This window comes from Paenibacillus riograndensis SBR5 (assembly GCF_000981585.1).
In the GTDB taxonomy this organism is placed as follows: domain Bacteria; phylum Bacillota; class Bacilli; order Paenibacillales; family Paenibacillaceae; genus Paenibacillus_AQ; species Paenibacillus_AQ riograndensis.
This window is the reverse complement of record NZ_LN831776.1, coordinates 872,174-887,518: the sequence shown is the minus strand read 5'-3', so window position 1 is coordinate 887,518 and position 15,345 is coordinate 872,174. Positions and strand designations below refer to the sequence as shown.

12 protein-coding genes and 1 riboswitch are annotated in these 15,345 nt (G+C 55.2%); all 12 genes read right to left on the bottom strand.

The genetic code is table 11. The annotated features are described in order from the left end of the window. Positions 1 to 23: 23 nt before the first annotated feature. The gene (gene purF, locus PRIO_RS03865) at positions 24 to 1,520 is read right to left on the bottom strand and encodes an amidophosphoribosyltransferase (protein WP_046501155.1); all 1,497 of its coding nucleotides are present in this window, start codon (positions 1,518 to 1,520) and stop codon (positions 24 to 26) included. Continuing rightward, positions 1,505 to 3,751, bottom strand: coding sequence for a phosphoribosylformylglycinamidine synthase subunit PurL (gene purL / locus PRIO_RS03860; protein WP_020430571.1), 2,247 nt, complete (start codon positions 3,749 to 3,751; stop codon positions 1,505 to 1,507). The genes purF and purL overlap by 16 nt, the downstream gene beginning before the upstream one ends. Then, positions 3,729 to 4,418, bottom strand: a complete 690-nt coding sequence (gene purQ / locus PRIO_RS03855; protein ID WP_020430568.1) for a phosphoribosylformylglycinamidine synthase subunit PurQ — start codon at positions 4,416 to 4,418, stop codon at positions 3,729 to 3,731. The genes purL and purQ overlap by 23 nt, the downstream gene beginning before the upstream one ends. A gap of 5 nt (positions 4,419 to 4,423) precedes the next feature. Then, complete coding sequence (gene purS, locus PRIO_RS03850; protein WP_019913657.1) at positions 4,424 to 4,669, bottom strand: phosphoribosylformylglycinamidine synthase subunit PurS; 246 nt, start codon at positions 4,667 to 4,669, stop codon at positions 4,424 to 4,426. A gap of 310 nt (positions 4,670 to 4,979) precedes the next feature. Next, positions 4,980 to 5,870 carry a phosphoribosylaminoimidazolesuccinocarboxamide synthase gene (locus tag PRIO_RS03845; protein WP_020430566.1) on the bottom strand — a complete coding sequence of 297 codons (891 nt, stop codon included), beginning with the start codon at positions 5,868 to 5,870 and terminating at the stop codon, positions 4,980 to 4,982. Between the two features lie 367 nt (positions 5,871 to 6,237). Then, positions 6,238 to 7,533 (bottom strand): adenylosuccinate lyase, encoded by a 1,296-nt coding sequence (purB, locus tag PRIO_RS03840; RefSeq protein ID WP_020430564.1) that lies wholly within the window; start codon positions 7,531 to 7,533, stop codon positions 6,238 to 6,240. 6 nt (positions 7,534 to 7,539) lie between these two features. Continuing rightward, a complete protein-coding gene (purK, locus tag PRIO_RS03835; protein WP_046506402.1) occupies positions 7,540 to 8,763 on the bottom strand; it encodes a 5-(carboxyamino)imidazole ribonucleotide synthase in 1,224 nt (407 codons plus the stop codon). A gap of 137 nt (positions 8,764 to 8,900) precedes the next feature. Continuing rightward, on the bottom strand, positions 8,901 to 9,386 hold the full coding sequence (gene purE / locus PRIO_RS03830) for a 5-(carboxyamino)imidazole ribonucleotide mutase (protein ID WP_020427262.1): 486 nt from the start codon (positions 9,384 to 9,386) through the stop codon (positions 8,901 to 8,903). Between the two features lie 241 nt (positions 9,387 to 9,627). Continuing rightward, positions 9,628 to 9,729: riboswitch (purine riboswitch) on the bottom strand. A 160-nt stretch (positions 9,730 to 9,889) separates the two neighbouring features. After that, positions 9,890 to 10,324, bottom strand: a complete 435-nt coding sequence (locus PRIO_RS03825) for a universal stress protein (RefSeq protein WP_020427263.1) — start codon at positions 10,322 to 10,324, stop codon at positions 9,890 to 9,892. Between the two features lie 26 nt (positions 10,325 to 10,350). Then, the gene (locus tag PRIO_RS03820; RefSeq protein WP_020427264.1) at positions 10,351 to 10,614 is read right to left on the bottom strand and encodes a DUF1294 domain-containing protein; all 264 of its coding nucleotides are present in this window, start codon (positions 10,612 to 10,614) and stop codon (positions 10,351 to 10,353) included. A 763-nt stretch (positions 10,615 to 11,377) separates the two neighbouring features. After that, positions 11,378 to 12,541, bottom strand: a complete 1,164-nt coding sequence (locus PRIO_RS03815; protein WP_231869813.1) for an MFS transporter — start codon at positions 12,539 to 12,541, stop codon at positions 11,378 to 11,380. A gap of 580 nt (positions 12,542 to 13,121) precedes the next feature. Continuing rightward, on the bottom strand, positions 13,122 to 15,260 hold the full coding sequence (locus tag PRIO_RS03810) for a DNA topoisomerase III (RefSeq protein ID WP_020425541.1): 2,139 nt from the start codon (positions 15,258 to 15,260) through the stop codon (positions 13,122 to 13,124). Positions 15,261 to 15,345 lie beyond the last annotated feature (85 nt).

The following is a 15,345-nucleotide window of genomic DNA, read 5'->3' as shown; positions in this document are numbered from 1 at the left end:
ACTTAGGGAGATGATAGGCTGCCTCAGCAGCTGCACCCGTCCTTCTCCTCCCCGCCAAAATCCACCTGCGTCGGATAATCATTATCGAAGCAGGACAGACACAGGCCGCCCTTATAATCTCCGCTGTTGTAACCGCCGATGGCCTGGATCAGGCCTGCCGGCGTGAGGAATGCCAGCGAATCGGCATTGATCTCGTGGCAGATTTCTTCGACGGTCTTGTAAGAGGCGATCAGCTCGCGGCGGTCCGGAGTATCGATGCCGTAGAAGCAAGGATTCTTGAAAGGCGGCGAGGTAATCCGCACATGGACCTCAGTTGCTCCGGCTTCGCGCAGCAGATTGACGATCCGGCGCGAAGTGGTGCCGCGCACGATGGAGTCGTCGATCATAACCACGCGCTGGCCTTCTACGACGCGGCGCACCGCGCTCAGCTTCATCTTCACGCCTTGCTCGCGCAGTTCCTGGCTCGGCTGGATGAAGGTGCGGCCGGTGTATTTGTTCTTAATCAGGCCAAGCTCATAGGGAATGCCAGTCTGCTCGGCATAGCCGATAGCCGCAGAGATGCTGGAATCCGGCACGCCGGTTACGATGTCAGCGTCAACGAAGGCTTCCAGCGCCATCCGGCTGCCCATCCGTTTGCGGGCGGCATGAAGGTTGGAGCCGTTCAGATCGCTGTCCGGCCGGGCAAAATAAATGTATTCCATCGCACACAACGCCTTGCGCTGCGGCTCGGCAAAACGGTCTTCCCGGAAGCCGTTCTGGTCAAGCACCAGCAGCTCGCCGGGCTCAATGTCGCGGACGAACTGAGCGCCGATGACTTCCAGCGCGCAGGATTCCGAGGCAAAAACATAGGCTTCACCTACACGCCCCATCACCAGCGGACGGAGGCCATGCGTGTCGGAAGCTACGATCAGCTTGTCATTGGTCATCAGCAGGAAGGCGAAGCCGCCCACCAGCTGCTGGAGGGCATCTTTAGTCGCCTCAACAAACTCCTTCTGCGAGCGGGCAATCAGATGCGCCAGCACCTCGGTATCGCTTGTGGTCTGGAAGATGGAGCCGCTCTGCTCCAGCTGCTTGCGGATCAGCGGCTCATTCACAATATTCCCGTTGGTGGCAATCGCCAAATCCCCGTCACGGTATTTGAAAACCAGCGGCTGCGCATTGGTCAGACGGCTGTCACCGCTGGTGGAATAGCGCACATGGCCAATGGACATGTTGCCGACCAGCGAAGCGATTTTGTCCTTATCAAACACTTCCTTGACCAGCCCCATGCCGCGGTGATAGTGGAAATCCCGTCCATCTGCCACGCAGATGCCCGCACTCTCTTCCCCCCGGTGCTGCAGGGCATGCAGGCCGTAATATGACATGGAGGCAGCCTCCGGGTGTCCGAAGACCCCGAAGACGCCGCATTCTTCTTTTAGCGTATCAAAAATATCTCCCGAGCCCGTTCCTTCGTTGTAAAAGTCGCCGGTCCACAGGATGGGGTTCTCCTGCTTGTTCCCGGTCTTTATTTCATAAGACATGGAATAGCATCCTCCCAAGTGGTTTTTAATGCGGCTACAGCCTCGTCCAGCACGGCTTCGCCGTCCAAGGAGACGCGCAGTCTGTCGCCGCCGACCGTTCCGATAATTTCAGCCGGCACGCCATAGGCAGCTACTGCTGCCCTCAGCTCTTCCGCTCGGCCAGGTGCCGCTGTCAGCACAATGCGGGATTGGCTCTCGCTGAACAGCGCCACATCTCTGCGCAGTCCGCCAGCGGACCATTCCACATTAGCTCCGATAGAGCCGCTGATACAGCTCTCAGCCAGCGCTGCGGCCAAGCCCCCTTCGGAGAGGTCATGCGCCGAGCGGACCAGTCCGCTGCGGATCGCCGCAAGAACAGCATCCAGCAGCTTCTGCTCGGTTGCCAGATCCAGCTCAGGCGGACGGCCTTCCGTCAGGCCGTGTACGGCATATTGGAATTCGCTGCCGCCCAGCTCCGCCTTAGTCACGCCCAGCAGCAGAATAGCATCGCCTTCCTGCTTGAAGGCCTGAGTGGTAATATGATCGGTATCTTCGACTAGCCCGACCATACCGACAACCGGTGTCGGATAGATTGCTCCAGAAGCATTTTCGTTGTACAAGCTGACATTGCCGCCGATAACCGGCGTGTCCAGCACGCGGCAGGCTTCAGCCATGCCATCTACGGCACGTTCCATCTGCCAGAATATTTCCGGCTTCTCCGGACTGCCGAAATTCAGGTTATCCGTAATTGCCAGCGGCTTGGCCCCGGAACAGACGATGTTGCGCGCCGCTTCGCTGACTGCAATCCGCCCGCCAACTTCAGGGTCCAGATAGACATAACGGCCATTGCAGTCTGTAGTCATAGCCAAGCCCTTGCGTGTGCCATGAATCGTCACCACCGCCGCATCGGAGCCGGGACGGACCGCAGTGCTTGTCCGCACCATGTAATCGTACTGGTTGTAGACCCATGCTTTGCTCGCTACTGTCGGTGATGCCAATACGGTATGCAAGGCGCCGCCCAGATCCTTTACTTCTGCATAACGAAGCGTATCAACCGAAGCATTCTCTTCATAGTACGCCGGCACCGCAGATGGCTTTTTATAAATCGGGCACTCATCCACCAGAGCCTTTACCGGCATATCACCGACAACCTCGCCATGATGGAACAGCTTCAGGCGGCCGTCATCGGTTACCTTGCCCACTTTACGGCAGATAACCCCCCAGCGGTCAAAAATCTCCTGTGCCTGCGCTTCATCCTTGGGTTCAACCACAAACAGCATCCGCTCCTGCGACTCGGACAACATCATCTCGTAAGGCGTCATGCCGTCTTCACGCTGCGGCACCTGGTCCAGATACAGTTCCAGGCCGTTGCCCGCTTTGCTCGCCATTTCGGCACTGGAGCAGGTAAGCCCCGCTGCGCCCATATCCTGAATGCCCAGCACGATGCCGCTGTCGATCAGCTCCAAGCAGGATTCCATCACCAGCTTTTCCATAAACGGATCGCCGACCTGCACCGCTGTCTTCTTGGCTTCCGATTCCTCGCTCAGCTCGACGGAGGCAAAGGTTGCGCCATGAATCCCGTCGCGTCCGGTAGGAGGACCTACGTAGAACACCGGGTTGCCTACACCTTTGGCTACACCGCGCTGGATTTTGTCATGATCAATGAGTCCGACACACATGGCATTGACCAGCGGATTGCCGTCATAGCTGTTGTCGAACATAATTTCGCCGCCCACTGTCGGAATCCCGATACAGTTGCCATAGCCGGCGATACCGGATACGACATGCTCGAACAAATATTTGACCCGGTCGCTTTCGAGCTTTCCGAAACGCAGGGAGTTCATCAGCGCCACCGGTCTTGCACCCATGGAGAAAATATCGCGGATAATCCCGCCCACCCCGGTCGCCGCGCCCTGGTAAGGCTCAACTGCCGAAGGATGGTTATGGCTTTCGATTTTGAAAACAACGGCCTGGTTGTCTCCGATATCAACGATCCCGGCGCCTTCGCCCGGTCCCATCAGCACGCGCGGCCCGCTCGTAGGGAAACGGCCCAGCAGCGGCTTCGAGTTCTTATAGGCACAGTGCTCAGACCACATTACACTGAACACGCCGATCTCCGTATAGTTTGGCTTGCGGCCCATGAAAGAAGTGATGAGCTCATATTCGCTGTCCGACACACCGAATTGATTGTAGATTTTCTGCTCCGCGATTTGCTCGGCGGTCGGCTCCTTAGCGGATACTTGCTGTGTCATAACGATCCCTCCATGTCTTGAGAATGGATGTGAACATCCGTTTGCCGTCTTCCGAACCAAGCAGGCTGTTCGCTGCGCGTTCCGGGTGAGGCATCATGCCAACCACATTGCCCTGCACATTGCAAATCCCGGCAATATGCTCCACGGAGCCATTAGGATTATCACTATAGGTGAATACGATCTGATTATTGGCTTTTAGCCCGGCCAACGTCTCTTCATCACAGTAGTAGTTGCCTTCACCATGCGCGATTGGAATGACAATCTCCTCATCCTTCGCATAATCAACTGTAAACGGCGTAGTGTTATTAACCACCTTAAGCACCGTATCATGACAGCGGAACTTCATCGACATATTGCGGCGCAGTGCACCTGGCAGCAGGCCGGCTTCGGTCAGAATCTGGAATCCGTTACAGATGCCGAGCACAAATTTGCCCTGCTCTGCGGCCTTGGCCACTTCAGCCATCACCGGAGCAAACCGGGAAATCGCACCGCAGCGCAAATAATCACCATAAGAGAAGCCGCCCGGCACAAGAATACAGTCATAAGCCGACAGATCAGTCGCCGTATGCCACACATATTCTACTGGTTCGCCGAGGCTGTCTTCTACCGCCTTGTAGCAGTCAATATCGCAATTGGAACCCGGAAAGACAAGTACAGCAAATTTCATGACTTTTAGTCCTCCAATTCGTAGCGGTAATCCTCGATTACCGTGTTGGCCAACAGCTTTTCACACATTTCCTTCAGGCGTCCTTCCGCTTCAGCGCGGTTGTCGGTATCCAGGGTCAATTCCATATACTTGCCAATGCGCAAGCTCTCCACTTCCTGAAAACCAACGGAATGCAGCGCCCCTTGCACGGCTACACCCTGGGGATCGAGCACACTTTTTTTGATGGTGACATACACTGTCGCTTTTAACATACGCTTGTAGTTCCTCCTAAAATTTAATGAGCTTGGCTTGGCATGATTAATGGTCGGTACCTCAACGTTATAACTAACTCAACTGCTTGGCATACAGCTTTTACTGCATAACATACAGCTATAATCTCAATATCTCCGGCAAAATCATTTTTAGTTGTATTCCTTACAGTTATATTCCTGAATATCTGCTTTTTAAGGCCTTATCACCTGTTTCAGCTGTACCAAGTACATTTAAAATGCAAGTTGCATTTATTTTGTGCAAAATAACTGCATAGAGTGCAATTAATACTGGCCGGGATAATACAACAATCTATAAAGTCTTGCCGGTGAGGCGATGATAAATGTCCAGATAACGGCGGGTGGTTTCTTCCACGACTTCTGCCGGGAGCGGGTCCGGGGTGCTGTTCTTGTCCCAGGAGGATGCGGACAGATACGTCCGGACCGGCTCCTTATCCATGCTGTCGATCTCAATATCCAGCGCATATTTGTCCTTGGCCCAGAAGCGTGAAGCATCCGGGGTAAAAATTTCGTCGATCAGGATCACCTTGCCGTCCAGCAGTCCGAACTCGAATTTGCAATCCGCGAGGATAATGCCACGCTCTTCGCAGTACTCTCTGGCAAAAGCGAACAGCTTCAGGCTTTTCTCCTTAAGCTCCAGCGCAAGCTCCGCCCCAATTAGCTCCTGCATCTTCTCAAAAGGGATATCCTCGTCGTGGCCGACATCATTTTTGGCCGCAGGGGTAAAAATCGGCTGGGACAGCTGCGCGTTTTTGCGCAGGCCCGCAGGAAGCCCGATGCCGTTGACCTTGCCGGTCTCCTGATACTGCCGCCAGCCGCCGCCGGTAATGCAGCCGCGCACGACGCATTCGATGTCAATACGCTCCGCTTTGCGGACGACCATGATACGGTTTCTGAGCGCCTCCCGGTCCTTCACGATCCCCCCCAGCCGGTCCACATCAATATGCACGACGTGGTTCTCCATCAATTCACTGGTTTGGCCAAACCAGAACGCGCTTAGCCGGTTAAGCACATTGCCTTTCTCCGGCACCGCCGGATCAAGCACATAGTCGAATGCGGATATCCGGTCCGTGACCACGATCAGCACTTCTTCCCCCAGATCGTACAGCTCGCGAACCTTTCCTTTGTAGAGCAGCGGTGCATTTACGAGATCCACAGCCGTGGATACGGCAGGGTATGTCATGACCTTTCCTCCCTTGAACAAATGATCTTGCGTATACTCTGCGTAAAGAACAATATTAGGCGCGGATCTTCACCGCTCAATCAAAAGCTCCCACAACGGTCTGGTAAATAAGTTTCACTGCAAGAAATGTTTGGACTTCCGATCGCTGTTATGGTCATATTTCTCTGATTTAACCGCAAGCTGCGGTAGAAGCCCGACCATAAAGGCGAACGCTAACGCTTCTCCAGTTCCAAAATTTCTCTCCGCTCCTCTTTTACCGAACCAATATATTCAAGCTTCCAGTTGTGCTCGATTCAGAACCCCCGCTCTCCTGGTCCTTACGCCATCTATTGCTGCGTTCCTTAGTTCACCACTAACTTACCTTTTATTAAATTAGCTCCAGCTTGCGGAAGATGGTATCTACATGCTTAAGGTGCCACGAAGGATTAAAAGCATCCTCAATCTCTTCCGGGCTAAGCACAGCGGTGATCTCCGGGGTAGCCTCTACGATATCGCGGAACTGGGTTTGCTCCTCCCAGGCCTGCATCGCACGCGGCTGTACGGTATCGTAGGCCTGTTCACGGCTGAAGCCCTTGTCGATCAGCTTGGTCAGAATGCGGCCGGAGAACGGCACCCCGAAGGTGCGGTTCATGTTGCGTTTCATATTGTCCGGGAACACGGTCAGGTTCTTCACGATGTTGCCGAAGCGGTTCAGCATATAGTTCAGCAGCATGGTCGCATCCGGCAGGATAATCCGCTCCACGGAGGAATGCGAGATGTCGCGCTCATGCCACAGCGGCACGTTCTCGTAGGCCGTCATCATGTGGCCGCGAATCACGCGCGACAAGCCGGAGATATTCTCGCAGCCGATCGGATTGCGTTTGTGCGGCATCGCCGACGAGCCCTTCTGGCCTTTGGCAAAAGCCTCTTCCACCTCGCGGATTTCGCTCTTTTGCAGCGCGCGGATTTCGGTAGCGAACTTGTCCAGGGAAGTGGCGACAAGGGCCAGCGCAGCCATATATTCCGCGTGGCGGTCACGCTGCAGCGTCTGTGTGGAGATCGGCGCCGGGCTGGTGCCCAGCTTGCGGCAGACGAATTCTTCAACGAACGGGTCTATATTGGCGTAGGTGCCGACCGCCCCGGAGATTTTGCCGAACTGCACGCCGTTTGCAGCATGGCGGAAACGCTCCAGGTTGCGCTTCATTTCCTCGTACCAGAGCGCCATTTTGAGTCCAAATGTCGTTGGCTCGGCGTGCACGCCATGGGTGCGTCCCATCATTGGAGTATCTTTGTAGGCAAGCGCCTTGTCTTTGAGAATTTCGATGAAGTTGATAATATCCTTCTCCAGAATCTCGTTGGCCTGGCGCAGCAGATAGCCGAGCGCCGTATCCACAACGTCCGTCGAGGTTAATCCGTAATGCACCCATTTGCGCTCCGCGCCCAGGCTCTCGGATACCGCACGGGTAAACGCAATAACATCATGACGCGTTTCGAGCTCAATTTCATTAATGCGGCCGATGTCGAATTTGGCATTCTTCCGCAGCTTCGCAGCATCTTCATGCGGGATGACTCCCAGCTCGGCCCATGCCTCGCAGGCGCAAAGCTCCACTTCCAACCATGCGTTGAATTTATTCTCTTCGGTCCAAATGGCCCGCATCTCAGGTCTGCTGTAACGTTCGATCATATCTGGTCAGTTCCTCCAAAGGTTAGTTTGCTCCACCCAGGACAACCCGTCGCCGGTGTCCTTGCAGAGCAGGTTGATGTGGCCCATTTTGCGGCCGGTCTTGCTCTCAGCCTTGCCATATATATGAAGCTTGGGTGCTACACCAAGCCGGTTTCCTGCTTCATCCGGCGCACAGACCGCCTGAATGGCCCCATCCAGATGCTGGCCCAGCACATTCACCATGACCACAGGGGTCAGCAGCGAGGTATCGCCCAGCGGCAGATTGCAGATGGCACGCACATGCTGCTCAAACTGCGAGGTGACACAGGCATCCATCGTATAATGCCCGGAATTATGCGGACGCGGCGCCAGCTCATTTACGAACAGCTCGCCGCTCTCGGTCACGAACATTTCCACAGCCAGCAGTCCAACCGCATTCATCCCGGAGACAATCCGCTCGGCCAGCTCGCAGGCCCGCCGTTGAATCTCTTCCGGCACCCTGGCAGGCACGATCGACAGATGCAGGATGTTGTTCACGTGGATGTTCTCCGCGGCCGGGAAGCTCTTCACCTCGCCGGAGGCGCTGCGGGCGGCAACCACAGAAATTTCGCATTTGAAGGCGACAAATTTCTCCAGCACCAGCTCGGGCAGAGCGCCTCCGGCTGAAGCGCCCGGCGCCACCTGCCGGAAGGCGGCTTCCAGCTCTTCCGGCTGGCGGATGACGGCTTGTCCCTTGCCGTCATACCCCCCTGTGGCTGTCTTCAGCACACAGGGGAGGCCCAGCTCGGCTGCCGCAGCCGTAAGCTCGGCCAGGCTGCCGACCTTGCGGTATGGGGCAACGGGGACGCCCGCGGCCTCGACCGCCGCCTTCTCGCGCAGCCGGTGCTGCGTCGTATACAGCAGCGCACTGCCCTGCGGCACGTACGACTCTGCCGTCAGCAGCGCGGCCACGTCCGCGTCGACGTTCTCGAACTCGTACGTGATGACGTCCGCGCGCCGGGCCAGCTCACGCGCCGCGTCCCGGTCGTCGTACGCCGCTGTAATCTGCGGCGTCACCTGCCCGCAGGGCGCATCCGGCGCAGGGTCCAGCGCTACGAAGCGGTAGCCCATGGCGCTGCCGGCCAGCGCCATCATGCGCCCGAGCTGCCCGCCGCCGAGCACGCCGATGACCGCGCCGGGCAGCAGGGTCCGGGGCGCGCCTGCACCCGGCGCGGCGGTGTCCCCCGAAGCGGCAGCTGCCGGCTTCGCCATCCCCCTGCCCTCGGGGCTGCCTTGCCCCGCAGCCTCCAGGCTTTGTGCTGTCAGCTCCCCCGCTGGTGTCGCCAGCCCATCAGCCTTCAGCTCTCCCGCCGATGCCGCCAGCCCATCGGTCTTCAGCTCTTCCGGCCTCATAGGCTCTCGCTGCTTTCCAGCACTTCGCGTTGAATGGCGTCGCGCCGCTGCTGCGCCCGGCTCTGCACCTCAGGATCGAATGCGCCGATGATCTGTGCAGCGAGCAGCCCCGCATTGGTCGCTCCTGCACGGCCAATCGCTACAGTGGCTACCGGAATGCCACCCGGCATCTGCACAATGGAGAGCAGCGAATCCAGACCGTTCAGCGCCTTCGACTGTACCGGGACACCGATAACAGGCAGCATGGTCTTTGCTGCCACCATCCCCGGCAGATGCGCCGCTCCGCCTGCTCCGGCAATAATGACGCGCAGGCCGCGGCCTGCCGCTTCCTCCGCGTAGCGGAACATCAGATCCGGTGTGCGGTGTGCTGATATCACTTTTTTCTCATACGCTACCCCCAGCTCCTCAAGGACGATGCAAGCATGCTCCATTGTTTCCCAATCTGATTTGCTGCCCATGATGACACCAACCTGCACTGACATGATTCAACCTACCTTCCGCTTCCCGATTTAGAGACTCATGTGTAATAAGTTTGTCCTGTTTCATGCTAGTTTTCCATAAATCCGAAAAAAAAAGCCCGGATTCCAGACGCATTTTGCTGCGGATGGACCCAGACTACTTCAGGAATTAGGAGTGCAGCCCCTATTTACAGCTTCAGCGGCATGCAACAGGGATAAGCGCACAGCTCGCCGCCCCGTGTCCGGAGCGGCGCTGACGGCCGTTCTAGTCATCCTATTCCCTCGTAGTCCGGCAATTTACGGTTACCGGGTAGAAACTTCCGGGCCTTATCCCCGGCTTTATACGAGCTCTTCATAGGTTCATCTTAACAATGGCCTACACATCATGTCAACTTAAACACGAACATTGTCATATAAAGGAGTTAAAACGTTCGCTTTTGGGCACAATTGGATTCTTCATCACGCACGCTATTCCATTGCCTAAAAGAAAAAAGGGGAACGCACGGGCGCTCCTCCAGGATAATATATTATTTTACAACCAGGACCGGAATACGCGCGCTCTGAACCACATTATGGCTTACACTGCCCAGAACAAATTCACGAATTCCACCCAGTCCACGGCTGCCGATCACAATCACATCCGCACCCTGCTCCTTAGCATAGGTCAAAATCACTTCAGCAGGAGAGCCCTGCAGCAGTTCAACTGTCGCATTCAGTCCTTCAGCTTCCAGACGGCTTTTCACTTCATCGGTGGTTTGTACCGCCAAATCATAATAATCCTTATTCACTGAAGCCGGCAGAGGCGCGAGAGCTTCCCCGATAAAAAACCGCGGGAATTCAAAAGCGTGTACAACGTAAAGGGATGAGCCCGGAGTTACCTTGGCCAATTCGATCGCGCGCTCCAGCGCCTGATTGGAAGCCTTGGACCCGTCATAGGCCAGCAATATTTTCGAGAATAACATGTACGCCACCTCTTCTTCTGTTTTGTTTATCCCAAAAAATAACCATACAGCAAGATGTTCAGCAGCAGCAAGAGCGGAATTCCGATCACGAAGGAAGTATGCCTGGTCTTGTGGCGTTTGTGGTACATGGCAATCAGCACGCCCAGCGCGCCGCCCATAAATGCCAGCAGAAACAATGTTTTTTCGGGTACGCGGTCCCGTCTTTTCCGGGCCTTGTTCTTATCCTCAGACATGACCACATAACCAATAATATTAATCAGTGCGAACCACAGCAGTACAACCTGGACCATCCTTGCCGGCCCCTCCTCCCACTCAACCTATCTACTGTATATTATAGTCCCCTTTTTGACAAAAAACCAATAACTCTTACATCAGCTGCCAAGTAAAAACGGCTGTGCCGACCTCCACGGGACAGCGCAGCCGTCTTGGTTCTAGTGTTACCTGGAGAACGAATCCCCATGAATCCTACGGCAACTCTTTAAGTGGAAAAAGGTTAACTAATTTGCCGAAGTACCCTACCCTCGGGTAGATGAAGTGGAAAAAGGGACACTAATTCAGTCCATTTCGCCATTGGACCAGAAATGTGGCCCAATTAGATTTACTTTTTCCACTTCAATCTCAGAATTTCTTAATTTTCGGAAAAATAAGTTCCCTTTTTCCAACTAGCACCTGCGAAGAAGCCGGTAAAGACGGATCGCCCTATTCCTTCGCGATCGATCCGCAGCCGTTACGGACAGGAGAGCCGTTATGGATAGAAGATTCGGCTATTCCGCAGGACGACGGACTGAGATGCCTTTATTTCTCCCTTTCCCCTTTATTTCAGGCTCCATCGAACCTTATAACGTCTCCTGAGTCCGTAACTGTAGATAAAATTACAGTTAAAGGGGGAAGTCAGTTCCCCCAAAACATATAAATCTTTCAAGTAAAAACGGCTTCCCCGTCCTTAAAAAGCGTATCTTCCAAGGCATCTATACTCTTTACCGCTTCCAGATATCCGGTTCAGCGAGTAATAGAAGGATAGTTTATAGCATGAATCTTTCAACCTCTTATGTTTCAAGTCTCTGCCCCGATCTTTGGGGCCCGGCCGCCGGTTCTGCCCGCTTCCCTAATCCATACCCAGGAGAGCAATGCAGCCAGTGCAGCGGCGATTCCTCCCAGCCAAAACCCGCCTTTCAATCCATAGGCCGAGCTCATCCATCCCGCCACAAAAGGGCCGCCCGACATACCGATAGCATACACCGCCTGGTAGAACCCCATTGCCGTTGCCCGTTTGAACGGAGCCACACCAGAGACTGATTTGCCCAGCAGCAAAGGAAAAATCAACCCCTGCATAAAGCCATTCCCCACCTGGGTCGCGCACAGGGCTGCAAGAGTCGGCATCGAGGGGATCAGCAGTGTGAACAGTGCGCTTCCGGCAAACCCAAGCAGCAGTGTTCCCCGGTCGCCAAGCAGCTTTCCGAACCAGCGGGAACCATATAATGTCGCTGCCGCATGGGGCAGCATGAATGCCAAGGTGAGCCAGCCGAGGCTTTCCTTGCCCGCACCGATTGCAAGCGCCTGATTCGGGGTATACCCGAACATCGTAATAAACAGTACGCAATGCGCCAGCACCGATAAAAGCGACACTTTGACCAGCAGCGGCTCCTTGATCACTTCAGCCAGATCCTTGATCTGAATTGCATTTTCCCGCTTATCCTGCCGTTGTTCCGGCAAACGTAGTGCAAGCAGCAGCGCAGCCGCAGCCACCACTCCACCGATGACAAACGGGGCGTTCCAGCCCCAGTGCTCTGCTATATATCCGCTGATCATCATGCTCGCCAGCTGTGCAATCACCGTGGTGAACTGCAGCAGCCCCATCGCCTTTCCAGCTTCCTCTTTCGGAAAATATCCGGCAAACATCACTGAATAAACAACCCAAGCCGATGCGGCAATTCCGGATACCGCCCGTGCTGCGAGCGCCCAGCCCGGGTCCGCTCCCGCCAGGAACAGCAGACAGCTTGCGCCGCTGGCGATCAGTCCCAGGTAGATAAAAGGCCTGCGCCGGTTCAGAACATCCGAACCAATGCCGATCGGCAGCCGGAACAGAATCTGCATCAGCCCATACACTCCAAGCACTGCCCCAACCATTACATAAGAGGCTCCCAAATGCTCCACATAAGGCGAGAGCACCGGTACATAGATATAAGAAGAGAACCAGAACATAAAAACAATTATCAAAAAGAAAAACCGGCTTCCGCCCTGCCTTCCCTGGGCTCCCACCGTTTGTGCTTCAGCACTACGCCGCTGAACTGCCGCCACTACATCACCCGCTTATTTCTATTTTTCCGCAACCGCTATCTGTACCGCTTCACATCCTTAAGTAAAACATATCTGCGTTTCATTGGACAGTCCATATTGGCTCTCCGGCATACAAACAAATTCACAACCGATGTTAGAAAAACATTCTATTGCATTCTCTGCAGCAGAATAACCCATAAATTAGTCAAAAAGCTCCATCTATTGCACTTTGTACATTAGAATTCCTAGGAAAGGCTGTTTTGGAGCCATATCCGAAAATCTATTGCACGAAATACAGCAGAAGGCGATTTCAACGCAGAACCATGAGTATTCTATTGCACGAAGTGCAGTCATGCAAAGAATCAACTATACTTCAAACGGACACAGATTCCGTTGACCTATCTCCCCTCATTCTGGACTTATAATAAAGACTGCCGAACACGCCCGGCAGTCTTCAACAGTCTTTATTTCATTCCTAAACAGCCCATTCCCGGCTGCAGCAGGTTCGTTCCTAATCTCCTTATTTGCCCTTCTCCTTGGCTTCCATCGCTGCTTTGAGCAGCTCACCCAGGTTAGAGCCTACACTCTCCTGTTTGCTGTACTGCTGCACGAGCCTCTGCTGCTCACGTTTGTTGATATGCTTATGGTCTTTATCCATTGTCTCTGTAATTCCGCAGCCAAGGCACTGGACATAGAGCCCTGCCTTCCCCTCTTTTAGCTCCATCTTCTTGTGGCACTGCGGACAGCGGCGGTTAGACAGCTGCTTCTCTCCTGCACGGGTATAACCGCAGTCGTCTGCCGGGCAGACCAGCAGCTTGCCGCGCTTGGTTTTCTTCTCCAGCAATCTTGTTCCACAGTTAGGACAATGGCTATTCGAGACATTATGCGGCTTATATTCCGCCCCGCTGTTCTTCACGCCGGACACCAGCTCCTGTGCCATGCTCCGGATGCCCTGCAGAAAAGGCTCTGGCCGCCCTTGTCCGCGGGCGATCTTCTCCAGCTCCGCCTCCCAGCGCGCTGTCAGCTCAGGTGTGCGCAGCTGTCCTGCCACCAAGCCGATCAGCTGCTTGCCTTTTCCTGTCGGATGCAGCAGATTGCCCTGACGCTCAATCGTATCGGAGCTGACCAGTTTCTCGATAATGTCAGCACGTGTAGCCGGCGTTCCCAGCCCATGCTTCTCCATCTGGGTCAGCAGTGAAGCTTCATTGTAGCGCTTCGGAGGCTGTGTCCGGCCTGGCCGGATGATGCACCGCTGCACGGTAACGGCTTCCCCTTCACGCAGTTCGGGGAGCTTCACACTGCCTGCCGCCGGTTCATCTGCGGTGTTCTCGTCTTCGTCATCGCTGCTCATATCTCCGCCGTAGACCTCGCGCCAGCCCCCATCTTTTACCGTTGTGCCTTTGACATGAAAAACTTCTCCATCAACGTTTACCGTCACCGCCACCGCATCGTAACGCGCTGCAGGATAGAACAAGCTGATGAACCGGCGCACAATCAGATCGTAGAGCTTGCGTTCCTCAGCACTTAGCTGATTAAGAAGTACAGTCTGCTCCGTAGGAATAATCGCATGGTGATCGCTCACCTTGCTGTCATCCACAACCCGCTTGGTGATCGGCAGCGGCTTGCGCAGCAGCGGTCTTGCCAAGGCCGCATAAGGCCCGACAGCCACACTGTCCAGCCTTTCTTTGAGCGTGCCTGTCATATCCGACGTCAGATACCGGCTGTCTGTACGCGGATAGGTCACCAGCTTATGCTGCTCATACAGCCGCTGAAGCACACTTGAGGTTTGCTTAGCCGAGAAACCGAACTTGCGGTTCGCATCGCGCTGCAGCTCTGTGAGATCATAAGCCAGCGGATGGGGTTCGCTTTTCTCACTTTTTTGCACCTTGGCGATGCGTCCGCTTCGCCCCGTGAGCTTCTCCTTCAGCTTTGCCGTTGTATCCCGTTCAAAAATACGACCATCTCCGCCCTGGGCCCGCCAGCCCGCCTGGAAGCTGCCGAAATCAGCCGTCAACAAGTCATACTCCTGGGAACGGAAGCCGGTAATTTCATTTTCCCGGTCCATAATCATGCCCAGTGTCGGGGTCTGCACCCGTCCGGCAGACAGCGGCGCACCGAACTTGCAGGTCAATGCCCGCGTCACGTTCAGCCCGATCATCCAGTCTGCTTCAGCACGGCAGCGCGCCGATTCATACAGCCGGTCAAACTCCCGGCCCGGCCGGAGCGAAGCGAACCCTTCCCTGATCGCCTTGTCCGTCTGCGAAGAGATCCAGAGCCGCCGGAACGGCTTTTTCCAGCCAGCCATATTCATGATCCAGCGCGCCAGCAGCTCGCCTTCACGCGCAGCATCCGTAGCCACAATCAGTTCTTCTATGTCCTGCCGCTTCATCAGCTGCTGCACGGCCTTGTACTGCTGGCTCGTCTCCCGCAGCACCTTCAGCTTGGCCTTCTCCGGCAGAATCGGCAAATCCTCCAGCGCCCAGTTGGCAAATTTATTGTTATAGTCCTCCGGCTCCGCCAGGCCCACCAGATGCCCCAAAGCCCAGGTAACCACATATTTCGGTCCTTCAATATAACTCTTCTGTTTGTTTCCACAGCCCATCACCCGCGCAATCTCGCGCGCAACCGACGGCTTCTCGGCAAGTACTAATACCTTCATAGCTCTCTCCTTTCCATACTGCCTAATTATAGCACGCCTGAATCCCGCTTGAAAAAAAAGCCCGCATCTGCCATTAGGCAGACAC

Coding starts and splice junctions, on each gene's coding strand:
- purF (WP_046501155.1), bottom strand. CDS start 1,520: ATGTCTTATGAAATAAAGACCGGGAACAAGCAGGAGAACCCCATCCTG.
- purL (WP_020430571.1), bottom strand. CDS start 3,751: ATGACACAGCAAGTATCCGCTAAGGAGCCGACCGCCGAGCAAATCGCG.
- purQ (WP_020430568.1), bottom strand. CDS start 4,418: ATGAAATTTGCTGTACTTGTCTTTCCGGGTTCCAATTGCGATATTGAC.
- purS (WP_019913657.1), bottom strand. CDS start 4,669: ATGTTAAAAGCGACAGTGTATGTCACCATCAAAAAAAGTGTGCTCGAT.
- PRIO_RS03845 (WP_020430566.1), bottom strand. CDS start 5,870: ATGACATACCCTGCCGTATCCACGGCTGTGGATCTCGTAAATGCACCG.
- purB (WP_020430564.1), bottom strand. CDS start 7,533: ATGATCGAACGTTACAGCAGACCTGAGATGCGGGCCATTTGGACCGAA.
- purK (WP_046506402.1), bottom strand. CDS start 8,763: ATGGCGAAGCCGGCAGCTGCCGCTTCGGGGGACACCGCCGCGCCGGGT.
- purE (WP_020427262.1), bottom strand. CDS start 9,386: ATGTCAGTGCAGGTTGGTGTCATCATGGGCAGCAAATCAGATTGGGAA.
- PRIO_RS03825 (WP_020427263.1), bottom strand. CDS start 10,324: ATGTTATTCTCGAAAATATTGCTGGCCTATGACGGGTCCAAGGCTTCC.
- PRIO_RS03820 (WP_020427264.1), bottom strand. CDS start 10,614: ATGGTCCAGGTTGTACTGCTGTGGTTCGCACTGATTAATATTATTGGT.
- PRIO_RS03810 (WP_020425541.1), bottom strand. CDS start 15,260: ATGAAGGTATTAGTACTTGCCGAGAAGCCGTCGGTTGCGCGCGAGATT.